Source organism: Shewanella carassii, from assembly GCF_002777975.1.
In the GTDB taxonomy this organism is placed as follows: domain Bacteria; phylum Pseudomonadota; class Gammaproteobacteria; order Enterobacterales; family Shewanellaceae; genus Shewanella; species Shewanella carassii.
In genome coordinates, this window is record NZ_NGVS01000031.1 from 182,060 (window position 1) to 206,754 (window position 24,695).

Genomic DNA, 24,695 nt, shown 5'->3' on the forward strand with positions numbered 1-24,695 from the left:
AGGTTCGGGCCTGTTTTGCACCGAACCTTTGTTTTTTGGGGGAATTCTTTTGCCAAAAATCCTGTTTCTCAGAGCCTGGCTCGGCGGTTTATTGCTGCTGCTCTGCTTCATCGCCAAGGCCGATGGGCTCATTGTCAGCCCACGTATTCACCAGGGCCAACTGGACAATGGTCTTAAATATCAATTGGTGGATAACAAGACTCCGGCGAATGCCATAGTGATGCGGATGCGGATCGCTTCCGGCTCACTGCTTGAGGCAGAAAATGAGCAGGGGCTGATGCACCTGCTGGAACATATGGCGTTCAAAGGCTCCGCCGCTGTGCCTGAAGGGGATATGATCCCAAGATTGCAGCGTCTCGGCTTGAGCTTTGGCGCCGATACCAATGCCGTGACTGAATTTACCCAGACAGTCTATAAGTTCAACATCACCCAAGGAGATGAGCAGAAACTGGATACCGGGTTGATGCTGATGCGGGAGATTGCCGACAGACTCACTCTGGACCCCAAGGCGCTTGCCCAGGAAAAAGCCGTGGTGTTGGCCGAGCTCAAGGAACGCACCTCGGCCGGGCTGGAAAATTATCGTAACCAGTTGCACTTTGAGTATCCATCCAGCCTGCTGCCCAGACGTTTCCCTATCGGTGAAGCCGCCAGCATCAAGGCGGCAGATGTCGCCAAGCTGCGCTCTTTGTACCAACGTTTCTATACCCCGGAGCGGACAACGCTGATCCTAGTTGGCGACCTGGACATTGCTCGTTCCGAGGCTCAAATTAAGCAGTTGTTTGCCGATTGGAAGCCGCACCCTCAGGCGGTTGCCCCGGCTCAGGTGAAGCTTGCTCCGCCTGCAGTCAGAAAGCAGCCTCAGGCGGACGCTTTCTTCGACCCCAGTTTGCCGACTCAAGTCTCTCTTGGGGTGCTGACGCCCATAGAGCCAAAGCCTGATGGTATTGAACGGCGTCGTCAGCTGATGCTTGAGTCGCTGCTGAGTAATATGCTCTATCAGAGGTTGCAACCGCACCTGTTTGCCGAAGAAGGTTTCACCGATGCCGCCGTTGAGATAGGCGAAGAGTTTGGCACCGCAGTAAGGGTGGAATTGACTCTGGCGACTCTGGAAGACAACTGGCCGCAAGCCGCGGCCCTGTTGGAGCAGACCATACGTCAGACCCTGCAATATGGCTTCAGCAACGAAGAGTTGCAGCAGGCGCTCAGGCGTCAGCATAGGCAATATCAACTCAATCTGGCCGGTAGCGATACTATTCACAGCCTGAATATGGCGGAGGCTTTAGTTTCACTGGATGCCAAGGCCATGATACCGCTTGAGCCTGCGGATGAACTGGCTATTTTTGAGGCCTTGGCGCCGCAAATAACCCCGGCATTGATGAGGCAGACACTGGTAGAGCTCTGGCAGGGACAACCCGGTATCTATCTCTCTGCTGCCAAGGCGCCTACCGCAGTAGAAACACAACTCTTGGCGGCATATGAACAGAGTCAGCTGCAGCCAGTTACTCCCTATACAAGCACAAAGGCCAGCGAGTTTGCTTATCAGAGCCTTGGTGAACCCGGGAAGATAGTGGCCGATAAACGGGATCCCGATACCGGAATACGCCAGTTGCGTTTTGCCAATGGCACTCTGCTTAACCTCAAGCCTACCGAATTTGAACAGGACAATGTCGCCGTCAGTTTGTCATTGGGATTCGGTGAGTTGCCATTTCCGCACCTAGAGGGGGTGGGTACCCTGTTCAATCAAGCCTTTGTTTACGGCGGACTGGAGCAGCACTCCTGGCAGCAGTTGATGGATATCTTTGCCGGGCAAAATATTTCGGTCAACCTGGGGGTCGGCCTGCAAGGCTTTGGCGGCGTCACTCATACCAATGCCGCTGAACTCAGAACCCAGTTGGGGTTACAGGCCGCCTTTCTTAGTGCGCCGGGCTGGCGCCAGGAAGCCATTAGCCTCTTTCGGCAGCAAGTCGAGGCTGGAAGTCAGAGTCGCAATGCCAATCCGGAACAGGCCTTCTGGGATGGCCTAACGGGGCTCTTGTTCCCCGGCGACCCCCGTTATGGGTATGGCCGGGAAGAGCAGGTATTGCAGCGGGACTTTTCTGAAATTTCCAAGGTGTTGGCATCGGCGCTGGATAAAGGAATGCTGGAAATCGCGCTGGTGGGGGATTTCGATGAGGCTCAGGGAATAAAGGCGGTTGCCGAGACATTCGGTGCCATCGAGCGGCATCCGGCCAAGGAGTCGACCTTCGAGCGGCCGGTATTCCCCAAGGTGCCGGCTCAGAGGCAGATTTTCCATAGAGGTGCCGAGAACTCGGCGGCACTGGCCTGGCTGTGGCCGACCACCGACATGCAGGATGTTCGGCGCCACAGTGAACTGATGTTGCTCGAGCAGGTGATGGGTATTTTGTTGAATGAAGAGGTTAGGGAAAAAGCCGGCGCCGGATATTCGCCCTATACCTTCAATCATTTCGATTGGCATCCAACCGGTTACGGCTATCTGGGGCTGTTTACTGTCACTGATATGGCCAAGCTGAAAGCGGCCGAACAAGGCTTTGCTGCGGTCGTAGCCAGAGTCAAGGCCAAGGGCGGCATAGATGGCGAACTGCTGGAGCGGGCGCGCCAGCCCTTGCTGCAATGGTTTGAAAGCGCCCCGGCAAGCAACGGTTTCTGGCTGGAACTGGCAGCAACGGCCCAGAGCCGACCTGGCCGTTGGCAGGGATGGCAACAGCGCAGGCAGATATTGGGGCAACTGGATGGTGAAGTTTTGGAAGCCTTGGCTCGTGAGTATCTTGACAATGATCGCCGCTTGAGCGTGACGACCACTTACGCCAACTAAGCACTGGTCTTGGGATTTCTCGGATAGAAGCGCTCCGGCTTGCGCTGCAGGTGTTCGAACCTGCGGGTATTTTTATAGGGTAGCTTCATAAACCCCGAGACGCCTTGACCTTGGATCTTGTCGACATGACTGAGGATCCTGTCCAGACAGGCGCGAAACTGCGCCTGTTTTCTCGGGTTGAGTAGTCTCAGGTAGCTGTGGATCTTCATATGAGTTGGCAGGGCTTCGAAGATGATACAGCCTGTGTGGTGTATCTGGTTGAGCCAGCCAAGTTCAGTCATGATTTCCGCAGGCAGCTCCAGGTTTTCATCCGGATCCCGGCCATCTTCAAAGTAGGAGTGCAGCCGGGATTGATCTTCGAGTGTCGGCACATCGCCCACCTCAAAGGGCAGCAGCTGATCTGCCTTGGCCTTGAACGGCTCTGAAGGGGCGCTTCGCTCCAGGTGCAGGGTATCTTTGGCGTTGAAGAAACAGGCCTTGAAGATACCTATGCGATGAATGCCTCGGGCCAGAGTCACCATGTTGTTGACCGCTTGAATTAATGCCGGCCTGAGCTCTTCATCATAAAGCGCCAGGTTGGAGTCGATATAGACGCCTGTCTCCTGCCAATGAATCGCCAAACCGCCCACAATCGGATACTGACCCAGGCGGCCAACGGCGGCGATAAAGCCCTTCTCTGTGTCTCCCATGCCGGCGAGGAAGTTGCGGTAGTACTTCTCCAGTTGAATATCTTCGGCGCGAATAGCCTCGGCATCGGCGTCCGGATGATGGCTGCGCAGAAACGACTTCCGCGAACTGTAGCTGACAGTTTCCACGTCCCGGGCCCGCTTCTGTACCCAGACGGGGATCTCGGCGGTCAAATCCTGTGGCAGCGGCGGCAGCAAAAGATGCTGGCTGTATCTCATGCTGCGCAGGAAGTAGTCACCGGCCTTGAGACGGGTGAGAGGATCTGGGCCCAACATCCCCTCGAGGATCCTGGCCAGTTCTAGCGGCAGACCTATGCTGGTGGGCGGGATCACCTGGGAGCCGAAGCGGCTGGCCTGGCCGGACGCCAGCGCATAGAGGGTGGCGGCAACCCCCTGTTCATCAAACCTGGGGCTGGAAAGTGCCCCCGAGAGTTGCTCATCGCCGATAAAGTAAACATCGCCCATGCGGGCGTTGGTATGCTGTTGATCGCTTGACATTAACTCCATCACATTGCCGCCGACCGGGCGGTTATCGGCATCGCGCTGGGCAAATACCGCCGAGCCCCAGTCAATCAGAGACAGCTTATCTTCCTCTGGGTCATAAACCAGATTGGAAGGTTTGATATCCCCGTGTACCAAGGGTCTGCCGTCACGCAGATACTGCAGCAGATCTGCCAACTGTCTGGCAATGCTCATGATCTCCGCCACCGGCAAGGCGCCATGTCGGCGACAGCGCTGATCCAGATCCTGGCCCCGAGCTCTGGCCATTACCAAGATCCCCTGGCGCCCAACTCTGTCGAACTTTATCAGTGGCGGCACATTGGGATGATTGACCTGAGACAGCATGAAGGCTTCTTCTTCAAGTCTGTCCTGTACCTGTTGGGGCAGGGTGATGCGAGAGAACTTGAATACATGTTCCTGGCCATGGCGGTTTCGTCCGGCGAACACAAAACCATAGGCGCCTTTGCCTATCAGTTGCGGATCGTCATAGCCCAACTTGATCAGTTGCTGGCGGCAGAGGCGGATCCAGGCCCTGTGCTTGCGGGCATCATCGGCCTTGAGCAGATAGACAGACTGCTCTTCAGAAATATAAAAGTGCTGCAGCTCAGGTGTTTGCAAGCGATTTCTCCATTGGCAGAGGCAAGGATACAAAGTAACAACAAGCAAAAGCTCATTAAAACAGCAAGGTGTGAGACCGGCAAGTGGTGACTCTGGGATCCAGCTCAGAACCAGGCTTCCTAGCGTATCCTTTTGGGCTGCACTTTGACCTATATCAATTTCATCGCAGCTGCCTCGGAGTAACCTGTTCGCAACAAGCCATAATGGCAAAAGCAATATGGAGGCCTTATGTCAGTGCCAGACAAGCAAGAGCTGATCGCACTGTTCGAGTATGCCCGTCCCCGAGTGATACAGTCGATGGAATTGCGCCATTGCCCCCATGCAGGTTTCTATAATCCGGTGGATGAGCGCTGCAATTTTTGTCATCAGGGAATGGAATGTATCTGGATGAACCAGAATGATGAGCTGGTGGATCTGGAGCAGAAATCACTCGAAGAGTTGAAGCAGCAGTTATTGATAGCGGTCGACTTTGTCGACTCCAGCCTGAGCCCACACCATTTGTCACGGCGTAAGTGTCAGTGTGATAACTGTAATTGGCTGCGCAAAGTGCAGGATATCCTGGCTAGGTTGCCCTGAATCCGAGAAAATTTATGCGGCCCACCCTGGAGTCATCGGCTCCTGGGTGGGCTTTTTTGTCTGTGGCAGCAGCGCTCTTTGCATTCGGCGTGCAAGTCGATAGAGTATTAAGATTTTCTGATGCACAGGATGGATAGATGGAACCCGGATTTTGGCACGAACGCTGGCACAAGCAGCAGATAGGTTTTCACCAGCAGGATATTAACCCCTTCTTGGTCAAGTACTGGCCCACACTCGCACTCCGGGGCAATGAACAGGTCTTTGTCCCACTCTGTGGCAAGTCTTTGGATATGTGTTATTTGGCCGAGATGGGCCATGATCTGCTCGGTTGTGAACTGAGTGAATTGGCCGTCAGGCAGTTCTTTGAAGAAAATGGCCTTGCGTATCAACAGAAAGCCTTTGGCGAACTGCAGGCTTTTTCCAGCGAACAGATGACCCTGTTGCAGGGCGACTTGTTTGCATTGCAGGTTCAGCAACTGGCATCGGTAGGGGCCTTCTACGATAGGGCAGCGCTAATCGCCTGGCCTGAGGAGATGCGTTTGCAATATGCCGCCAAGCTGGCTGCCTTGTTGCCAAGTGGTTGTAGTGGCCTGTTGGTCACCCTGGAATACCCTCAGGATATGCTCAAGGGGCCGCCATTCAGTGTGACCCGGGAGTGGATAAGGGAGCATATGAGCCAGTGGTTTGAGGTCACGCTGCTGGAGCAAGTCGATGTGTTGGCCGACAACCCAAGATTCATTGCCAAAGAGGTGCCTTGGCTCAACGAGAGTGCCTATTTGCTGAAACGTAAATAGATTTCTCTGACGAGGATAAGCGTTGAAGGCGTGAACAGCGCTTGGTTAAAAGCTCGACAAACAAAAAGGCGACCCTAAGGTCGCCTTTAGTTCAACCACTATCTCAACAGAGATTAGAAGTCGTAACGTACACCCACGGTGAATACGTTGTCGTCTTCCAGGTCAAACTTAGCACCAGCATCTTTGAACTCACCTTCATAGTGAGCATACTGGCCGAAGATCATAGTAGACTTGGCTACACGGTAGTCAGCACCCACAGTGATGTTAGTCACTTCGATGTCAGTGCCAGTTTTGTCGCCCAGAGCCTTGTAGTACTTACCGAAACCGGCTTCATCATAGCCGTATTGCAGCTTCAGGTTTACACCGTTCAGGTTGTAAACTACGTTAGCGAAGTAAGTGTTGTTGTCATCTGAACCATCAACGATGCTTTCAGAGTTCTGGAACAGACCACCCAGCTTGAAGTCACCCAGTTTCACTTGACCAACTGCACGGTATGCATCGATACCACCGATAGCCTTGTTGTAGGCGATGGCAGCATAGTAGTTCTGAGCTTTCAGCTTCTTGTCACCGATGGTGGCGCTCAGAGCGTACATGTTGTCTTTGTCGATTTCCTTACCGTTCGCGTCGTAAGTCGCGTAGTTGTCTTCCATCAGGTAAGTGGCGTTCAGAGTGATCAGGTCGGCGATCTTTGGAGAGTAGTACCAAACACCGTCACCGCTACGAACTTGACCTCCAACCAAACGGTCGATATCCGCGTTGGTGTTACCGAAAGCATCTACGCTGCCTTCAGCTTGCTTGAATACTGTGTCATTACGACCAGCCAGTACAGTACCGAAGGCGGTCTTGGCACCCAGGAAAGTGTTACGGGCTTTGAAAGTGTCACCTTTACCAGAAGTGTTCTCTACTTGGAACTCCATCTGATAGATGATGTCTACGCCGTCAGCAATCTTCTCGGAACCTTTTACACCCAGGTGTGAGAAGTTGTTTTCGATGTAAGTACCGCTCTCACCTACTTTAGCTCCATTAGTACCAGTCTGCAGAGTGGCGCCTTGGTCGGAGTTGGTGATAGCCAGATCCAAACGGCCATACAGAGTTGGGCCATCAGCCAATGCACCGAAAGAGGCTGCAGCCAGAACTGTTGCTACTGACGCAGAGATAAGGGTCTTCTTCATGTGTTGTGCTCCCTAGAACCTGAGTTCTAATCCATGTATTTATGGTTATTTAACAAACGAGTGTTCCTGGATTTGTAGCGGACATCCTGTCCGTCACAAAGCTGCGCTGATTCTTACAGTTTTGTTTGCCCAAGATTGTGGCCTGGATCAAACTTTTGCCCCCATTTTGGCCGAAAAAGCCTTAATCTGTGACCAAAATGTCCGTTTCGGTTAAAAAGTGTTCCGATGCTATTGTTTGTAAAATCAGCACAATCATTTTTCTCCTATAAAAAGGTGATTTTTCAGTATGTATGACTGTATCTGTCGGTTAATTTTAATGGAGTTAAACGTAAATTAGTGATAGATGATGTTCGTTGAAAAGTGAAGTTTTGCATCATAAAAATGATATTTATGTGCGCTAGTTCTCATTGGTTGTGCGAAAAAGAGGTTGTTGCTGGAAGTTATTCAGGCTGATAAGTGTATCAGACCGCTGAAAACCCGATACATGCTGCAGTTTGGGGAAAATGGGGAGTTCGGCTAGAATGCCGCCGAAGATAATTGGGAACCAAATTATGCAAGATACAGACACAGACTTGTTGAATTCAGAGGCCTATCAACAGCGTTTTGGCGGTATTGCCCGTCTATATGGTGTTGCTGCGCTGGCAGCCTTTGCCAAGGCCCATGTGATGGTGATAGGGATTGGCGGCGTCGGCACTTGGGTGGCCGAGGCGTTAGCCCGCAGTGGCATAGGGCATATCAGCCTGATGGATCTTGACGATGTCTGTGTCACCAATACCAACCGCCAGATCCATGCTTTGGCAGATACCATAGGTGAATCCAAGGTGGCCGTAATGGCACAAAGGATTCAGGCGATTAATCCTTTGTGCCGGGTGGATGAAATCGAAGACTTTATTGCTGCGGACAATCTGAGTCAGTATTTGTCACAGGATAAGGGCATAGACTTTGTGGTGGACTGCATAGATGCGGTTAAGCCCAAGGCGGCCTTAATCGCCTGGTGCAAACGTAATAAGATCAAGTTGGTGACAGTAGGGGGAGCCGGCGGCCAGATTGATCCTACCCAGATCCAGCAAACAGATTTAGCCAAGACGTTTCAAGACCCTTTGCTGGCCAAGGTACGTAACTTGCTGCGTAAAGAGTATGGTTTTACAAAGAACCCGCAACGGCGTTTTGCCATAGATGCGGTGTTTTCCAGCGAACATCTTAAATACCCCCAGAGTGATGGCAGTGTTTGTGCCAGTAAGGCCGGGGCTCAAGGCAATATGAGAATGGATTGTGCCTCGGGGTTTGGTGCTGCGACCATGGTGACCGGTAGTTTTGGTTTCGTGGCCGCCAGCCGGGTACTGGCGCGGTTAGCGCAAGCTGCCGATAGCAACGGCCAGGAATGAGTCGGGCCTTGTGGGGGGAGAACAGTCTGGCCCTCAAGGAAACTGCGCAAAACATGATCTGAGTCTAATGCGGGCCAAGTCTGGATTGTTAGAATCCTGACACTTTTTCGCTACAGATATTCAAATTATGCGACAAGCACTGCTCAATCGTTTTTTGCGCTATGTTCAACAGGATACACAAGCCAACCCTGACTCAGTTGCCGTTCCCAGCTCCGCAGGGCAAGTGGCCTTTGCTAAACAGTTGCAGCAGGAATTGCTCGAGCTGGGATTTGACGATGTTTTCCTCAGTGAATCATGCTGTCTTTATGCCAAAATCGCAGCGAATACTGCCAAGGTGCCGGCGATCGGTTTCTTGGCTCATCTTGATACCGCGGCCGACTACTCTGGTGCCGGGGTTAAACCTAGGGTGATAGACAAGTATCAAGGACAGGTCATCCCATTGGAACAAGGGGAAGAGCTGAACCCTGAGCAGTTTCCTTCTTTATTGAATTACCTCGACAAAACCCTTATCACGGCCGATGGCACCACGCTATTGGGTGCCGATGACAAGGCCGGTATCGCCGAGATCATTACGGCGTTGCATTATTTACTGCAACACCCGGAAATTCCCCATGGACAGATCCATCTTTGTTTTACTCCCGATGAAGAGATTGGCCGTGGCACAGATGGCTTGGAGCTCGAGCGCTTCGGTGCCGATTGGGCCTATACGGTCGATGGCGGCGCGATAGGTGAGCTTCAATATGAGAACTTCAATGCGGCCACAGCGGTAATCACTGCCAAGGGGAACAACTGTCATCCCGGTAGCGCTTTTGGGGTAATGGTTAATGCTCTGACCATGGCTGCCAGGTTCCATGCTCGCATGCCCCTCAATGATGCTCCCGAGACCAGTGAAGGCTATCAGGGCTTTTTCCATTTGCTCTCTATGGAGGGGCAAACAGAAGAGGCCAAACTGGTATATCTGATTCGGGACTTTGACCGAGCTCAGTTTGAACAGCGCAAGGTCTGGCTGCAAGAGTCGGTAGCTAAATGCAATGCCGAGCTGCAGGCCGGTAGCCTGGAGATCAGCATCAGCGACAGTTACTACAATATGAAAGAATGTATCTTGCCCGTGCCTCATGTGACAGATATTGCCTGTCAGGCGATGGAGATGGCTGGTATTACACCGGATATTAAACCCATTCGGGGTGGTACCGATGGTGCACAACTGTCCTGGAAGGGGTTGCCTTGTCCCAACCTCTTTGCCGGCGGTCACAATTTCCATGGTAAGCATGAATATGTTTGTCTGGAGTCAATGGAAAAGGCGGTTGAGGTGATAATCAATATTGCCAAACTGACCACTCAGAGATACGCAGAGTAATTAGGCTCACCACCAGACTAAAACGAGTTACATAAAGAGTTCCACCCTGTCGTCATCGGTGGGGTGGGACGTAAATGTCGCCGGAAAGCGAACCCGGAAATGCGCACCACCCAGTGGGGAATCGGGTACAAGAGTAATACTGCCCTTGAGTAAAGTGGCGGCGTTAAAGGCGGCAGCCAGCCCCAATCCTGTGGCCCCGGTTCGTCTACTGGTGGTAAAGAAAGGCTCAAAGATCTGACTGGCAATCTCGGGTGCGATCCCCTTGCCATTGTCTTCGATATCCAGCAATAGTTCTGGACCCTGCTGTTGTGCGCTGATGCTGATCTTATGGCCGGTATCACCCTCAAAGGCGTGAGCATAGGCGTTGGAAATTAAATTGGTGACTATCTGCTTCAATAAGCTGTGGTTACCGGTGAGCCAGAGGTCGGGGGCAACGTCAATCTCCACATCTACTTGTAATTGCTTGAAAGATAGCGCCACAGCATCGGCAAATTCCTGCAATACCTGAGATAGCAGCATCTGTTCATTGGTATCATTGCCTTGCTCGGCGGCAATCGCCTTAAATTTCTGGATCAGATTACTGGCACGGGTAATATTGCTGATGATCAGCTCACAACTCTGTTGATACTCATTGAGAATGGCATTGAGCTCCTCCAGCGTAGCGCCATCACTTTGCAACAGTTCAATCAATTCATGAATATGTTGTAGTTGGCTGCTGGCGGCAGTGAGACAGATACCTATTGGAGTATTGATTTCATGGGCTATCCCGGATACCAGCCCGCCGAGCGCCGCCATTTTCTGTTGCTCGACCATGACCTGCTGGGCGCGCTTCAGTACCAAGAGTGACTGCTCAAGCTCTTTGGTTTGCTCTTTGACTTGTTTGGCCAACTCATCTTTATAACTGCGTTCCAGTTCCAATAATCTTTCTCTGTCGTTCAAGGCCTCTTGCAACTCGGTGCGGGAAAGGTTGAGTTGCGAAAAGGTGGTGCGCAGTTGTTGTTGCATCAAGTTGATGGCCTGAGCAACCCGGGTAAATTCATCCTGTTTTTCCCGGCGTTTGAACTGCAATGGTTGATAGTCCTGCTCCAAATCGAGCTGCGAGCAATACTCACTCAGTTGTAACAGGTGTCGGGTGATCGTGGCCCAGACCAGATAGAGAATGAAGCCTGCGACCAGGAAGGTCTTGATAGCGTTAGCCAGTAGGATCAGTAAGGCTTTGTTGACTAATCTATCGTAGATTTTGGAGAGGTCGGCCTGTACTCTGAGTTCGCCGACATTAAAGGTTTGATCGCCGGTTTGATGTATCAAGGGAAAGCGTTTTTCTATCACTCCTTGGTTACGGTGTTCACCGGCCGTCCATTCCTTGCCGCTATCATCTTCTATGATCACAAAGCTGGTATCCGGCAATTGGTAAAGGCCGTTCAACTGGGTCTTGATGAGCCTCTCATCTATTACCCAAATACTTGCCGCGAGCACATCCAGGTTGGCCTTTTCAATATTGGCAAACTCATTGTTTATTCGGCCAATGTCGCTCTTGTAATCAGAAATCAGCTGTAAACCCGTGGTCACCAGGGTGATCAGCGAGCTGAACAATATAATCGCCAAGGCTAGTCTTCGACCTATGGGGCTGCTGATGAGCTGTTTTAAAAAACTGGGCATTCAACAATCTTAAGTACTTGCTGTAGATAGCCTTAAGCATAGCCTCGCCGCCAAATTTCGTAGTTTTTTGTTATCGGATAATCATGAAGCGTTTCGAATGAACGTGGCACTGTTTTTGCTTGTTTAGTGGTTGGAACAATTTTCTGACGCTGGATAGAGCCATGAAGAGACTGAAATTTGAGGTATTGAAAGAGGGCAAGTTCAAGGCCGCTGCATTGCAACTGACACTGTGGGTGCTGCTGATAACCACATTGCTGCTGTTTATGCCTAAGTCCTTACTGGCTCTGTTGCATTTGGAGTCTTGGGTTGATAGTCATGCTCATTATATTGGCCTGACGTTACTGCTGGCTTTGGCTTATATCGGTGCCTTGGCCGTCAATCTTTTGCTGGATGAAGCTATTGGTCGTCTGAGCGAGCGCAGGATCAATGAAACGATCGAAGAAAAAGTGAGGTTGTTGGATCCTGCCGAGCGCGCGCTATTAAGGGAGTTCTTCCTGCAGGGTGCCAGTGTTTTGACCCTGCCGCAAAATGAGGCTCCTGTGCAGGCGCTGCTAAAGGCACACATACTGGAGAGTCTGGGGAACGAGCGACATTACGCCATTCAAGGCCCTACTGCCGAGTACAAGATAGCCATGGCCGCCCGTAAGCATTTAAACCGAAGAGTGTTGCGTCTTCCTCCGGGAGAACCGAGTCAGGAAGAGTTGCAATACCTTATCAAGGCAAGGCCGCAATTTATCAATGGTATTGCCCAGGTGCGCAAACACGCTGCCTGATATCGGTTAAAAAAGTGGGCAGCCTTAGGGCTGCCCAAACATTAGATCAAAAATGTCATTGCATTTAAAGAACATGGAAATCTAAGGCTTTGCCGACTTTACGATAAACATCCACATAATGTAGGAGATAATACCGATAGTACTGAAGATAACTATCATCGACAGTAAGCCTATAGGGTTTCCAAACATTAGATCCAACCAGAATGCCATCACTGAAGTCCTCTTTCTTGTAAAGTCAAAGCTAAACTAACCAAATCGACGTTGAGCAGAACTGATCTCGATCAACAAATGTTACCTGAGCGTTTAATCTGACAAACTACCTTGTTAAAACATGATTTGAATCATGTTTTGCTGAATTAGGTGGTTGCGAAATTATCTGCGTTAACGGCAAGGGATATTGAGAAAGGGATAAGCTCAAAGGCTAATATTAACCTCTACACTAAAGGGGTAGAGTGAACGGCGGCGATAACCATTGGCAAGGAGCGTGCGATGCAAACATCCCAAAGCGTGTTGAAACTCATGTTGCAAAGGTGGCAGTGGTTTCCTTTGCTGTTGTTATTTATCTATCCACTTTTTATGTTGTTGAGCACAGCCGCTTATCTTGCCTTTGGCTCATTGTTGCTCGTTCTCCTGTTGTTGGTTTGGCTTGGCGTCAAACAACTCTTCAATCTCAAGCGCTTGGAAAATGCCGCCCGTCATTTCGGCGAGGGTGACCTCAGTTATCAATTATCTGAGCGGGATGCCGGTATGTTTCATTCCGTGGTTCATGGCATTAACCGTATGGGAGAGGATGTTAGCCGAACGATTCTTTCCTTGGTCAATACTGCCGAAGCCATGAAAAAGGTTTCCATGGATATCAAATCCATCAGTGATACCGCCCATCTGGGAGTCGAAGAGCAGGAAAAACAAGCGGAACTGGCCGCGACAGCCATGACTCAGATGGTATCTACCGTACAGGAGATCAGTCGTAACGCCGCCAGCACCGCCAATGCTGCGGAGCAGGCCAAGCAAGCGGCTCATCGCGGCGATCAAACAGTTAGGCAGGTGGTACAACAAATTGATGGTATGTCTGCCCAAGTAGGGCAATCCCAACAAGTGATCGCCAGACTGGCCGAAGACAGCAACAATATCAGCACTATCATTGACACCATTTCCCAAGTGGCCGAACAGACTAATCTACTGGCATTGAACGCCGCTATTGAGAGCGCCCGTGCGGGTGAGCATGGCCGAGGTTTTGCTGTGGTTGCCGATGAGGTTCGTAGTCTGGCGCAGCGAACGTCCGCGGCTACGGTCGAGATCCAACAACAGATACTGCAATTGCAGCAGGGAGCCGATGCGAGTGTGAGGGTCATGACCACCAGTGTTGCGCAGGCCAATGCTACTCATGAGATGGCGCATCAGGCGCAGCAGGCTTTGGGACAGATAGTGGCGCAGATTGAAAGTATTACTGATATGTCGCATCAGATTGCGGCAGCATCGGAACAGCAGCAAGCTGTGGCCGAAGAGATCAGCAGTAATATCTCATTAATGGCTCAGGTCGCGGTCGAAAATGCCAAGGAAACTCATAGCACTAACCTCTCCAGTCTGAAAGTGTTCAATATGTCACAAGAGATAAGCGCCCTACTTGGGCGGTTTCATGTGGATAAACAAGCCATGGCGCAACTCGAAAAGCGTCATCGTTTTGTTGAATGGGGACCGCAATTGGATCTTGGGATGGAAGAGATCAATCGTCAGCACCTGCGTCTGGTATCCCTGATCAATGAACTGCATCGCACCCTGGAAGAAGCTTATGGCCTGGAAGCGATTAAACGCATTGTTCAAGGCCTGGTGGATTACACCGCCAATCACTTTGCTTACGAAGAGGAGTTATTTGCCCGCTTCGGTTATCCGCAGACCGAGGAGCATAAGCTGAAGCATCAACAACTGGTAGCCAAAGTATTGGATTTTCAAAAGCGGGTTGCCAAGGGAGAAGATGTGGCCAACGAACTGATGGCTTTTCTCAAATCTTGGTTAATCAACCATATTCAGGGTAGCGATAAGGGCTATACCAGCTTCCTTATTGCCCATGGCGCCCAGTAGTCAGACTGAATTTTGTCCAAACGATCAGGATTTTGGCAAACAAGCTTGTAAAGCACTTGCCATTGGACTGAGCACAGGTATAATTCCGTTCACTCGCTGATGAGGCATCATCGCGAAACAATCTATATGTGCCAGAGTGGTGAAATTGGTAGACACAGGGGATTCAAAATCCCCCGCCCTTAAAAGCGTGTCGGTTCGAGTCCGACCTCTGGTACCATCTCTTTTAGAGATAATAAGCCGACCTTGAGTCGGTTTTTTTATTTTCAGGCCCGAGTAAGTTATTGCGCCACGCGCGTGTCGGCTGGAAGGCCAGCCCCATTGCTCCGACCTCTGGTACCATCTCTTTTAGAGATAATAAGCCGACCTTGAGTCGGTTTTTTATTTTCAGGCCCGAGTAAGTTATTGTGCCACGCGCGTGTCGGCTGGAAGGCCAGCCCCGTCGTTCCGACCTCTGGTACCATCTCTTCTAGAGATAATAAGCCGACCTTGAGTCGGTTTCTTGTAAGTTTTTGATGGTGCCGAAAGGTACTGGGGTTTTTCCCTCTATTGCGGCTTATTAAACCTTCTTTGTCAGGCTATCCAGCACTTCCAGTTCTACTTCGCGACCCCGTGGGAAACTAAATCCTTGAGTGCTATTACGGTGAAATGGTCACAACAAGTCCCACCACAGCCAATAGCTTCACCTCAGGCTGACGGCCGTGGAGCCGCAGCTGAATGGCATTGTGTGCTGCTTTATGGCGGGATGGAAACAAGTGTTATCAATTTGTCTAAAATTAGACATGTCTCAACTTTGGCGGATTTATGAGGGGAAGTTAATGTTTTTGAGGTTTTTCATCCGTTCATTGCCCAGCCTTTCTCTACCCAGACAGTAAGAAATTTGAGCTCTCGCAAAATTACCATTTAAATTCGAGTGAGAGCGGGATTTTACTGGCTATTTTATAGCTAATTGAATCGTAAAAGGTTATTTGGGCCTAAATAAGCCTGTCTACATTTTTTTATGTTTAATTATTTGAATTTTAATAATAAATTTTTAATTTCAGCCTTGCTAATGTTTTGATTGTGCTCCGTTCGCTTGTTATCTAAAATTCGCCGCTTTTTAGATAACAAGTACGGCATGTTGACTGCCCGTGCTGAAATTAACTTATTCATTTTGGGGACTTTTTGTGTCTAAAACACTGGCGAATCCTGCTCCATTAGGCTTAATGGGCTTTGGTATGACGACTATCCTGCTGAATATTCATAATGCGGGTTACTTTCCGATTGATGCAATGATCCTAGCGATGGGCATTTTCTATGGCGGACTCGGTCAAGTCATTGTCGGTATTATGTGTTTTATGCGAGGTGACACCTTTGGGACGACAGCCTTTACATCCTATGGTTTATTTTGGTTAACCCTAGTCGGGCTTATTCTTATGCCCAATGCTGGTGTAGCGGCTAGCCCAACTCATTTTATGGGATGGTATTTGACCCTTTGGGGGATCTTTACTGCCTTTATGTTTGTGGGATCGCTGCGCTACCCCAGAGCTAAACAGTTTGTCTTTGCATCGCTAACCATTTTGTTCTTCCTGTTGGCCGCGAGAGATTTTACCGGCAGTGCTCTGATTGGCACTATTGCAGGTTTTGAAGGCATTATCTGTGGCGCGAGTGCGATTTACTTCGCTATGGCGCAAGTGCTCAACAATGAATATGGCTACACGATTTTGCCAATAGGCGAGTTAAAGGCCAAGGCTTAGCATTCAGTGAAAACTGAATAATACGGCGATTACTCCCGGCATTGTATAGGCATTGCTTGGATATCAGTGCTGCGATAAATACAAGGACCTGCGCTCAGGTGCATTGGCATCTGAGTTTGCAAGACATGACCGAGCCGGATTAAAAAAGAATGCCAGTCAGTTCGAGCTGACTGGCATTAGCCAAATGGCCATTGGGTTGATGAATTAAGGATGAGAATAAATTCGCTGGCTTAGCTATCGGCAATTACGCCGCTACAGTTCAGAACTTGTAATCCAGGGTCAAATACACTTGTTGACTGTCATTGATTTCAATGCCGTTTTCTTCATAGTCCTGGGCCAGGTAGCGATAGCCGAGGTCTGAGGAGAAATGTTCGCTCCATTTGTACTGCACACCGACTTGACCGCCCCAAACAAAATCTGTTGAAGATTCACCGGCAATCTTGTTGTCATTGGCGCCCATACTGACACCGGCGAATAGATTGACATCTTGATGCACCGGCAATAGGTAGTCATAGGAAACTAGCCAGCTGTATTGTTCCTGTTTGTAGTTGTTGGCGGCAAAGCTGAACTTATCTTCCATGTAGCCAAAAGTACCGGTAATACGGTGTTGCTGTTCAATCAGCATGCCTATACGTGCCTGATAGCTCATATCTTCGGCATCTTTATTGACTACGCCCTCGATTTCATCGCTTTGGTAGCCTAAGCCTACCCCGGCAAAGTAATCTATCTCGACCGCTTGTGCACCGCTGCACACCAATGCTGCTCCTGCAGCCATCATCATTACTTTATTTAACTTCATCATCGGCTCCTGAGACTGCTAAGTCGTTTAATCAGAATGTTTATTGGCTTGGTGAGTCATACTTTATGGTAAGCAAAGCGGTGATAGAAGCCCGTAACTGTGTGTCTCTTTGTCTCAAAAAATAGAACAATAAGAGCCTTGTTACAGAGATAGTTCCAGATCTTGTGTGATAACTATGAGCGGAGAGGAAGAGGCTGAGATTACCGTTGCCAAAGATTGTATCTACATGATTTAAATATGTATTTCAAATAAACCAAGTTGGAGTTGTCAGGCGAGTTGTGAACAAGTCCCATGCGTGCGTAGCGTCGGTTTACCTGCTTGGATGTAAGGCGTTATTAGCCGTCGATGTCCCAAGCTAATTCATATAATTTTATTATTTAACAGTTGGTTAGGTTTTGTTTGGCGGGTTGGGGAGTACATGTTTTTATCTTTCCTGAACCTAAGCTGACTCATTGCCAATTATCCTTCGGGATATTCAACACCGCTGATATAGATGCTGATGTTTTCGCGGCCTTTACACCAGAAAGCCCAGAGGGCTGTGATTGGAGGCAATAACGGGTTTTGGGGAGCGCTTGTTTTAAAGGGAAACAATGGTCAGCAATCAGGGGCTCTGATGGGAAACGGTGAGAGCCCCTGAACGGTTCAGTTGTTCGCTTAAGAGCCTGTCAGATCACTCAGGATCATAATCCAACACAGGCGCCAGCCATTTTTCGGCTTCGGCCACTGTCATCCCTTTACGGCGGGCGTAGTCTTCCACCTGATCTCGGCCTATGTTACTTACCCCAAAATAGCGTGATTGCGGGTGCGCAAAGTACCAGCCGCTGACCGCCGCCGTGGGGTACATGGCAAAGCTTTCGGTGATCTTGAGGTCGATACACTCATCTGGTTTAAGAAGCTGCCAAAGCAGACCTTTTTCCGTGTGGTCCGGGCAGGCAGGGTAGCCGGGAGCCGGTCGTATGCCCTTGTACTTTTCACGAATAAGCGCCTCGTTATCCAGGTTTTCTTCGCTGGCATACCCCCAGAACTCCTTCCGCACCCGCTCGTGCATCCGCTCGGCGAAGGCTTCGGCCAGGCGGTCGGCCAGACACTTGAGCATGATGGCGCTGTAGTCATCGTGGGCCGCCTCGAAACGGGCAATATGGGCATCGATGCCATGGCCGGCGGTGACCGCAAATCCCCCCATATAGTCGGCCACGCCGCTCTCTTTGGGAGCAACAAAGTCAGAGAGACAGAAGTTGTGGTTGCCCACCCGCTCCAGCTGCATCCGTAGATGATGGGTGGTCAACAACACTTGGCTGCGAGAGTCATCTGTGTAGATCTCGATATCATCGAAGTTGACGCTGTTGGCGGGAAAGAGGCCGATAACCCCCTTGGCGGTGAGCCACTTCTCTTGGATGATTTGCTCCAGCATCGCCTTGCCGTCGGCATAGACTTTACGGGCCTCAGGACCGACGACTTCATCATCCAGTATTTGCGGGAAATGACCGTGCAATTCCCAGGCGCGGAAAAACGGCGTCCAGTCGATGCGATCGAGCAAGTCCTCCAGCGGATAGTCGTCAAACACCTGGATCCCCGGGGTGTTGGGCTTCACCGCTTGATAGTTGGCCCAGTCGTGGCTGCAGCGGTTATCCCGTGCTACCTGCAAGGGCACTATCTGCTTGCGCTTGGTCTGCGACAGGCGCTTTTGGCGCATCAGTTCATATTCGCGATAGGTTTCGTCTATGGTGGCCTGGCGGGTTTCATTGTTGATGAGCTTGCTGACCATGGGCACGGCGCGCGATGCATCGGCAATATAGATGGCGCCGTGGGGATAATGAGGCGCTATCTTCACTGCGGTATGGATCTTGGAGCAGGTGGCACCACCGATAATCGCCGGCAGGGTCAGACCTTCGCGCTCGAAGGTTTTAACGTTGTGTACCATCTCATCCAGGCTAGGGGTAATGAGCCCGGACATGCCTATGATGTCGACCTTTTCGGCCTTGGCGACTTCGATGATTTTCTCCACCGGCACCATGACACCGAGATCTATCACTTCGTAGCCGTTACAGGCCAGCACCACCCCGACTATGTTCTTGCCTATGTCGTGAACATCGCCCTTGACCGTGACCATCAGCACCTTGCCGTTGCTCTGGCCTTCTACTTTTTCGGCTTCGATATAGGGGTTGAGATAGGCGACCGCCTTTTTCATCACCCGGGCGGACTTGACCACTTGCGGCAAAAACATCTTACCGGCGCCAAAGAGATCGCCCACCACGTTCATGCCGTCCATCAGCGGGCCTTCAATCACATCCAGCGGCCGCTTGGCCTGCAGGCGCGCTTCTTCTGTGTCGGCGTCTATGTATTCGGTGATCCCTTTCACCAGCGCGTGTTCCAGGCGCTTGTTGACCGGCAACTTGCGCCATTCGAGATCTTCTTTCTTGCCTGCGCCGCCCGGGCCACCGCGATACTTCTCGGCGACCTCGAGCAACTGCTCTGTGTTACTGGAGTCGGCAACCGGGCAGGGCAGGTTGAGCACCACGGCCTCTACCTTCTGCTTAAGCTCAGGGTCGATATCGTCATAGATGGCCAACTGACCGGCGTTGACTATGCCCATATCCATACCCGCCTTGATGGCGTGATAGAGGAACACGGCATGAATGGCTTCCCGCACCGGGTTGTTGCCGCGGAAGGAGAAAGAAACGTTGGACACCCCGCCGGAAATCATCGCATGGGGCAGGTTGGCCTTGATATCTTCAATGGCGCCGATAAAGTCCACCGCATAGTTATCGTGCTCCTCTATGCCGGTGGCGATGGCGAAGATATTGGGGTCGAAGATAATATCTTCCGGCGGGAAACCCACCTTATCCACCAGCACCCGGTAGGCACGGGTACAGATTTCGGTTTTGCGCTCTCGGGTGTCGGCCTGGCCCTGTTCATCGAAGGCCATGATGATGGCGGCGGCGCCGTAGCGCTTCACCAGTTTGGCCTGTTCAATAAACTTGGCCTCGCCCTCTTTGAGGGAGATGGAGTTGACTATTCCCTTGCCCTGAATGCACTTGAGCCCGGCCTCAATCACCTCCCACTTGGAGGAGTCGATCATCACAGGCACCTTGCTGATATCCGGCTCTGAGGCGATAAGGTTGAGGAATTTCTGCATCATCTCGACCCCGTCGAGCATGCCCTCATCCATGTTGATATCTATGATCTGGGCGCCGTTTTCCACCTGGTCACGGGCCACCTCCAGCGCGGTTTCGTACTGGCCTTCTTTGATTAACTTGAGAAACCTGGCCGAGCCGGTGACATTGGTGCGCTCGCCCACATTCACAAACAGGCTGCTTGCATCTATGGTCAGGGGTTCCAGTCCGGAGAGGCGACATGCCACCGGCAGCTCAGGCAGCGGCCTTGGTGCATGAAGGCTAACGGCTTCAGAAATCGCCTTGATATGCGCAGGCGTGGTGCCGCAGCAGCCGCCGACAATATTGAGCAGTCCCTCTTCGGCCCAGGGGCCTATCACGCTTGCCATCTCCGCCGGAGTCTCGTCATAGCCGCCGAATTCATTGGGCAGACCGGCATTGGGGTGCGCCGAGACAAAGCACTCGCTGATACGGGAAAGCTCCTCGACATAGGGCCGCAGTTCTTTCGGGCCCAGGGCGCAGTTGAGGCCTATGCTCAGAGGCTTGATATGTCTGAGAGAATGGTAAAAGGCCTCTGTGGTTTGCCCTGTCAGGGTGCGGCCCGAGGCATCGGTAATGGTGCCGGAAATCATCACCGGCAACCTTTGGTCCAGTTTCTCGAACACATTTTCGATGGCAAACAGCGCCGCCTTGGCATTGAGGGTATCGAAGATGGTTTCCACCAGGATGATGTCGGCGCCACCGGCGATCAGCGCCTCGGTGGATTCGCTGTAGGCCAACACAAGATCGTCGAAATGTATGTTGCGAAAGCCGGGGTCATTCACATCCGGGCTGATGGAGCAGGTGCGGTTGGTGGGGCCGAGCACCCCGGCCACATAGCGGGGAATACCGCTGGTGGCGGCCACTTCATCGGCCACTTCGCGGGCGATTTTGGCGCCTTGGTAATTGATTTCCGCAGCCAGGCTCTGCATCTCGTAGTCGGCCATGGCAATGGTGGTGGCGTTGAAGGTGTTGGTTTCTATGATGTCGGCACCGGCCAGCAGGTATTCCCTGTGAATGGTCTTGATGATCTCGCTCTGGGTCAGTACCAGCAGATCATTGTTGCCTTTGACATCGCAATGCCAATCTTTGAAGCGCTCGCCGCGGTAATCGGCTTCTTCCAGCTTGTAGTCCTGGATCATGGTGCCCATGGCGCCATCTAAAATCAGGATCCGCTCTTTGAGGGTCTGTTTGAGCTTGAGCTCTGTCTGGCTTGGGGAGTGCTGGGAAGTCGCCATAGGGTTACCTTTCATACCTGTCTTATTGCTGTTTTACATTCGCGGCGCTTGGCATCCGCGACATCATCTCTGTCGACCTGACGCCCGGGACACTATCTGGCATGATAGCCAAAGGCGTGTGTGGGCGCGGAAAGTTATTTTGGACATTTATACGTATAGACGTCCATAATATACGGATTCCGGCGGCCTGCGGCAAGGTTAAATTGGCCCGGTAACCACCGGACTCTGACGGGAGAAGTGTGTGGCTGAACATAGGCAACTGAATATCTATCTGCTGCGGCACGGTGAATGTGAAGGCGGCGAGATTATCCGCGGCCGCAGTGATGTGGCCCTGAGCGATGAGGGCAAAGCGCAGATGTGGCGCAGCTGGCGGGCTATCAGTAGTGCGCTGGAACAGTTGCCGAGCCCGCCCGAAAGCCTGACGCTGCTGAGCTCTCCGGCCCAGCGTTGCCAGGCCTTTGCCGCCGAGCTCAAGGCCGATATGCCTGACTATTTCCCGGCGCCGCTGCAGCAGCATGACTGGCTCTGGGAGCTGGACTTCGGTGACTGGGACGGCATGAAGGTGGCGAGTGTCTATCAGCAGCATAGCGAGGCGGCCGAAGCCTTCTGGCGTGACCCTGTGGCCAATACTCCGCCGGGCGGGGAATCGCTGCCAGCCTTTCGTAGCCGGGTGTTGGATGGCTGGCAGACTATGGTGCAGCGCTGGCTTGCGAGAGAGGCTAATTCTTCCGAAGGCTCTGGTTTGCAAGACTCTGGTTCAAAAGGCTCTGGTTCCTCAGCAAGCGCCGATGCGGCAATGATCCTGACTCACAGCGGCGTTATCCGGTTGCTGCTGGCCGAGATTTTGCTGCCGGGGCAAATGCCGCCTGCGGCAGTGTTCAACGCCTTGGAGCTACCTTATGCGGCCTGGGTCAGAATAACCCTCTATGCCAGCCGTGATGCCAGCGGTGAAAGTGGCCAGGAATGGCAGTGTTTCAGCAAGCTCCACTGGCCGCAATAGTGCGGACCAAGCGTCCGGCGGTGATTGTGCTGCGCTATTGCGTCAGGCAATTGTGCCGGGCGATAAAACCGGGATAATAACCCCAAATGGCCGCCAAGTGCGGCAGCAGCCAGGGTGTTGGCACCTTTGCAGGTGAACCAACCCAGGGAACCGGGAAAGCCCGGACTGTGCCCGCAACTGTGAGTCGCCGTTGGCGACGAGTCAGGAGACCTGCCCAGGCTGATAAACCAAACCAGAAACCCGGGCGGGTAAACCGGGGGAGCGAATAGATGATTCTTCCACTGCAGCTTGAGCCTTCTGCCGGTCACAGGCTCAATGTCGGGGGGCGGTTATGAGCCTGGCACTCAAGGTGCAACAGCTTAGCTGGCTTCCCGGTGGTCACAGCGTATTGGCCGATGTGGGTTTTGAGCTGCCAAGCGGCAAGATGCTCGGGCTCATAGGCCCCAATGGTGCCGGTAAGTCGAGCCTGCTGCGCTGCCTCTATCGTTATATCCGCCCGGACAGCGGCCAGATCCAGCTGTTTGGGCAGGATATCAATAGCTTGTCAGCCAAAGCCTTCGCCAAAGAGGTGGCCGTGGTGCTGCAGGATACCCCGGCCCAACTGGCACTGGATCTGACTCAATTGGTGGCCATGGGACTGACTCCCCACAAGGGTTTGTTTGATATGCCATCGGCGGCCGACAAGGCCCAGGTGCAGGCGGCATTGGCGCAGGTCGGGTTGCAGCACAAGGCCGCAGAGCCTTTCGCGCAGCTTTCCGGCGGTGAGAAGCAAAGGGCCTTGATTGCCCGCGCCATAGTACAGCGCCCCAAACTTTTGATCCTGGACGAGCCCACCAATCATCTGGATATCCGCTATCAGATCCAGATCCTCGAGCTGGTGCGCAGCCTGGGGGTCACGGTGATCGCCTCGATTCACGATCTCAATCTGGCCTCGGCCCTGTGTGACGAACTCTTGCTGCTGGATAACGGCCGCCGTATTGCCCACGGCTCTCCCCAGAGCGTATTGACCGAAGACAGAATTGCCGGTGTCTTCGGTGTCTGCTGCCAGGTGGGGACGCATCCGCAGTTGGGAAGGCCGCTGATCCACTACTTTTACGGCTATCAGTCGTCAGAGCCTGGTCACGGCAAGACTGTAAGCTCGGCGGCGCTCGCCAGTGGCGAGGTTCAAGGCGCTGCGATAGTTGAGCCAATGGCAGGGCCTGCCTCGGCCGAAACCTGTGTTGCTCACAAGGAAACTGACCGGCACCCAGGCTCGGTGGGAGGTGGCGCATGAATGCTTCCATGGCCGCACCGGGGCGCTCGCTTATCGGCTGGTTTCTCAAACCCTTGCCCAGACTTTACTGGTGCTGGCTGCTGTTGCTGCTCGGCACTGTGTTGACACCATTGGCCGCCGCCGGTTTTGGCGCTGCCGATATCAGCCTCTTCGATGTGGCAAGAGTAATTGGCAAACACCTGCTGGGCGTGGGTGAGCCGTCCGCCATCAGCGAGCGTATTGTCTGGGATCTGCGCCTGCCGCGTATCTTGCTGGCCTTTATCGCCGGCAGCGGTCTGGCACTGTCGGGTTATGTATTGCAGGCGGTGACCCGCAACCCGCTGGCCGATCCTTACCTGTTCGGTATCAGCTCGGGCGCCAGCTTCGGCGCCGTGGTCTCGGTCGCCCTGGCGACCGGCCTTGGGCTGAGTTCGGCCATCTCCGGGGTATCGCTGCCGCTGGGAGCCTTTATCGGTGCCAGTTTGGCTGTGCTTATGGTACTGCTGCTCGCGGGCAGGAATATCGGCAACCAGATAGAGAGAATGTTGCTCTCCGGGGTCGCCATCTCCTTTATGTTCAGCGCCCTCACCAGCTTGATCTTGTATTTTTCCACCCCGCAGGCTACCACCTCCTTGCTGTTTTGGAGCCTGGGCAGTTTTGCCCGCGCCAGTTGGGATGGGCTTGGACTGCCCACTCTGGTAGTGCTGGCGGCCTTGCTGGTGATCCTGGCCTTCAAGCGCCAGGTACTGGCAATGCTTGCCGGTGATGAAACCGCCCACACTCTGGGAATCAGGGTGCAAAGGCTCAGGGTTTCCATGCTGCTGCTATGCTCGCTTATTACCGCCACTCTGGTGGCCCACTGCGGCGGAATTGGTTTTGTGGGGCTGATGGTGCCTCATATTGTCAGGTTGTTGCTGCCGGGGCAGCATCCCATGGTGCTGACGGCACTGGCGGGCGGCCTGTTTATGGTTTGGGTCGATGTGCTGGCTCGCAGCATACTGCCCACTCAAGAGCTGCCGGTGGGGGTGATCACCTCGGCCATCGGCAGTCTGTTTTTCCTGATGGTGCTGCGTAAACGCGGCCAATAA

At 52.5% G+C, this 24,695-nt stretch carries 17 protein-coding genes, 1 tRNA gene and 1 riboswitch; of the genes, 12 read left to right on the top strand and 6 right to left on the bottom strand.

Going from position 1 to position 24,695, the window contains the following annotated elements:
* The first annotated feature begins 49 nt into the window (after positions 1-49).
* Positions 50-2,833, top strand: a complete 2,784-nt coding sequence (locus CBE72_RS15535; RefSeq protein ID WP_229671993.1) for a M16 family metallopeptidase — start codon at positions 50-52, stop codon at positions 2,831-2,833.
* Here the strand turns inward: CBE72_RS15535 and CBE72_RS15540 are convergent.
* Positions 2,830-4,638, bottom strand: a complete 1,809-nt coding sequence (locus tag CBE72_RS15540; protein WP_100144805.1) for a protein kinase domain-containing protein — start codon at positions 4,636-4,638, stop codon at positions 2,830-2,832. The genes CBE72_RS15535 and CBE72_RS15540 overlap by 4 nt on opposite strands.
* 228 nt (positions 4,639-4,866) lie before the next feature.
* On the opposite strand from CBE72_RS15540, the gene CBE72_RS15545 reads away from it, so the two are divergent.
* Both CBE72_RS15545 and CBE72_RS15550 read left to right on the top strand, forming a co-directional pair.
* The gene (locus CBE72_RS15545; RefSeq protein ID WP_100144807.1) at positions 4,867-5,214 is read left to right on the top strand and encodes a hypothetical protein; all 348 of its coding nucleotides are present in this window, start codon (positions 4,867-4,869) and stop codon (positions 5,212-5,214) included.
* Between the two features lie 137 nt (positions 5,215-5,351).
* Positions 5,352-6,008 carry a thiopurine S-methyltransferase gene (locus CBE72_RS15550; RefSeq protein WP_100144809.1) on the top strand — a complete coding sequence of 219 codons (657 nt, stop codon included), beginning with the start codon at positions 5,352-5,354 and terminating at the stop codon, positions 6,006-6,008.
* A 113-nt stretch (positions 6,009-6,121) separates the two neighbouring features.
* Here the strand turns inward: CBE72_RS15550 and CBE72_RS15555 are convergent, their stop codons facing one another.
* Complete coding sequence (locus CBE72_RS15555) at positions 6,122-7,180, bottom strand: porin (RefSeq protein WP_100144811.1); 1,059 nt, start codon at positions 7,178-7,180, stop codon at positions 6,122-6,124.
* A gap of 551 nt (positions 7,181-7,731) precedes the next feature.
* On the opposite strand from CBE72_RS15555, the gene tcdA reads away from it, so the two are divergent.
* Positions 7,732-8,565, top strand: coding sequence for a tRNA cyclic N6-threonylcarbamoyladenosine(37) synthase TcdA (tcdA, locus tag CBE72_RS15560; protein ID WP_100144951.1), 834 nt, complete (start codon positions 7,732-7,734; stop codon positions 8,563-8,565).
* Positions 8,566-8,692: 127 nt separating this feature from the next.
* Positions 8,693-9,922, top strand: coding sequence for a peptidase T (gene pepT / locus CBE72_RS15565; protein WP_100144813.1), 1,230 nt, complete (start codon positions 8,693-8,695; stop codon positions 9,920-9,922).
* A gap of 27 nt (positions 9,923-9,949) precedes the next feature.
* Here the strand turns inward: pepT and CBE72_RS15570 are convergent, their stop codons facing one another.
* On the bottom strand, positions 9,950-11,581 hold the full coding sequence (locus CBE72_RS15570) for a sensor histidine kinase (protein WP_100144815.1): 1,632 nt from the start codon (positions 11,579-11,581) through the stop codon (positions 9,950-9,952).
* A 161-nt stretch (positions 11,582-11,742) separates the two neighbouring features.
* Between CBE72_RS15570 and CBE72_RS15575 the strand changes: the two genes are divergently transcribed.
* Entirely contained in the window at positions 11,743-12,354 is a 612-nt protein-coding gene (locus CBE72_RS15575) for a superinfection exclusion B family protein (protein WP_100144817.1), read from the top strand.
* Between the two features lie 81 nt (positions 12,355-12,435).
* Here CBE72_RS15575 and CBE72_RS15580 read toward each other — a convergent pair whose 3' ends face one another.
* Entirely contained in the window at positions 12,436-12,564 is a 129-nt protein-coding gene (locus CBE72_RS15580) for a DUF3149 domain-containing protein (protein ID WP_071237139.1), read from the bottom strand.
* Positions 12,565-12,843: 279 nt separating this feature from the next.
* Between CBE72_RS15580 and CBE72_RS15585 the strand changes: the two genes are divergently transcribed.
* The 3 genes from CBE72_RS15585 to CBE72_RS15595 all read left to right on the top strand — a co-directional run bounded on the left by CBE72_RS15585 (position 12,844) and on the right by CBE72_RS15595 (position 16,166).
* Positions 12,844-14,433 (top strand): bacteriohemerythrin, encoded by a 1,590-nt coding sequence (locus CBE72_RS15585; protein ID WP_167387687.1) that lies wholly within the window; start codon positions 12,844-12,846, stop codon positions 14,431-14,433.
* A gap of 130 nt (positions 14,434-14,563) precedes the next feature.
* Positions 14,564-14,650, top strand: a tRNA-Leu gene (locus tag CBE72_RS15590).
* Positions 14,651-15,596: 946 nt separating this feature from the next.
* A complete protein-coding gene (locus tag CBE72_RS15595) occupies positions 15,597-16,166 on the top strand; it encodes an acetate uptake transporter (protein ID WP_100144819.1) in 570 nt (189 codons plus the stop codon).
* A 259-nt stretch (positions 16,167-16,425) separates the two neighbouring features.
* On the opposite strand, the gene CBE72_RS15600 is transcribed toward CBE72_RS15595, so the two are convergent.
* Both CBE72_RS15600 and metH read right to left on the bottom strand, forming a co-directional pair.
* On the bottom strand, positions 16,426-16,965 hold the full coding sequence (locus tag CBE72_RS15600; RefSeq protein ID WP_100144821.1) for an outer membrane beta-barrel protein: 540 nt from the start codon (positions 16,963-16,965) through the stop codon (positions 16,426-16,428).
* Between the two features lie 670 nt (positions 16,966-17,635).
* A complete protein-coding gene (metH, locus tag CBE72_RS15605; protein ID WP_100144955.1) occupies positions 17,636-21,355 on the bottom strand; it encodes a methionine synthase in 3,720 nt (1,239 codons plus the stop codon).
* A gap of 241 nt (positions 21,356-21,596) precedes the next feature.
* Here metH and CBE72_RS15610 point away from each other — a divergent pair, with 241 nt between their 5' ends.
* The 3 genes from CBE72_RS15610 to CBE72_RS15620 all read left to right on the top strand — a co-directional run bounded on the left by CBE72_RS15610 (position 21,597) and on the right by CBE72_RS15620 (position 24,695).
* The gene (locus CBE72_RS15610; protein WP_100144823.1) at positions 21,597-22,355 is read left to right on the top strand and encodes a histidine phosphatase family protein; all 759 of its coding nucleotides are present in this window, start codon (positions 21,597-21,599) and stop codon (positions 22,353-22,355) included.
* Positions 22,356-22,450: 95 nt separating this feature from the next.
* Positions 22,451-22,587: riboswitch (cobalamin riboswitch) on the top strand.
* Positions 22,588-22,686: 99 nt separating this feature from the next.
* Positions 22,687-23,628, top strand: a complete 942-nt coding sequence (locus CBE72_RS15615; protein ID WP_100144825.1) for an ABC transporter ATP-binding protein — start codon at positions 22,687-22,689, stop codon at positions 23,626-23,628.
* Positions 23,625-24,695 carry a FecCD family ABC transporter permease gene (locus tag CBE72_RS15620; protein WP_229671994.1) on the top strand — a complete coding sequence of 357 codons (1,071 nt, stop codon included), beginning with the start codon at positions 23,625-23,627 and terminating at the stop codon, positions 24,693-24,695. Before CBE72_RS15615 ends, CBE72_RS15620 begins: the two co-directional genes overlap by 4 nt.

Bases quoted from the DNA above. Each gene is read 5' to 3' on its own strand.
- CBE72_RS15615 (WP_100144825.1), top strand. From the start codon at position 22,687: ATGAGCCTGGCACTCAAGGTGCAACAGCTTAGCTGGCTTCCCGGTGGT.
- CBE72_RS15575 (WP_100144817.1), top strand. From the start codon at position 11,743: ATGAAGAGACTGAAATTTGAGGTATTGAAAGAGGGCAAGTTCAAGGCC.
- CBE72_RS15600 (WP_100144821.1), bottom strand. From the start codon at position 16,965: ATGAAGTTAAATAAAGTAATGATGATGGCTGCAGGAGCAGCATTGGTG.
- tcdA (WP_100144951.1), top strand. From the start codon at position 7,732: ATGCAAGATACAGACACAGACTTGTTGAATTCAGAGGCCTATCAACAG.
- CBE72_RS15580 (WP_071237139.1), bottom strand. From the start codon at position 12,564: ATGGCATTCTGGTTGGATCTAATGTTTGGAAACCCTATAGGCTTACTG.
- CBE72_RS15555 (WP_100144811.1), bottom strand. From the start codon at position 7,180: ATGAAGAAGACCCTTATCTCTGCGTCAGTAGCAACAGTTCTGGCTGCA.
- CBE72_RS15570 (WP_100144815.1), bottom strand. From the start codon at position 11,581: ATGCCCAGTTTTTTAAAACAGCTCATCAGCAGCCCCATAGGTCGAAGA.
- CBE72_RS15585 (WP_167387687.1), top strand. From the start codon at position 12,844: ATGCAAACATCCCAAAGCGTGTTGAAACTCATGTTGCAAAGGTGGCAG.
- CBE72_RS15550 (WP_100144809.1), top strand. From the start codon at position 5,352: ATGGAACCCGGATTTTGGCACGAACGCTGGCACAAGCAGCAGATAGGT.
- CBE72_RS15545 (WP_100144807.1), top strand. From the start codon at position 4,867: ATGTCAGTGCCAGACAAGCAAGAGCTGATCGCACTGTTCGAGTATGCC.
- metH (WP_100144955.1), bottom strand. From the start codon at position 21,355: ATGGCGACTTCCCAGCACTCCCCAAGCCAGACAGAGCTCAAGCTCAAA.
- pepT (WP_100144813.1), top strand. From the start codon at position 8,693: ATGCGACAAGCACTGCTCAATCGTTTTTTGCGCTATGTTCAACAGGAT.
- CBE72_RS15620 (WP_229671994.1), top strand. From the start codon at position 23,625: ATGAATGCTTCCATGGCCGCACCGGGGCGCTCGCTTATCGGCTGGTTT.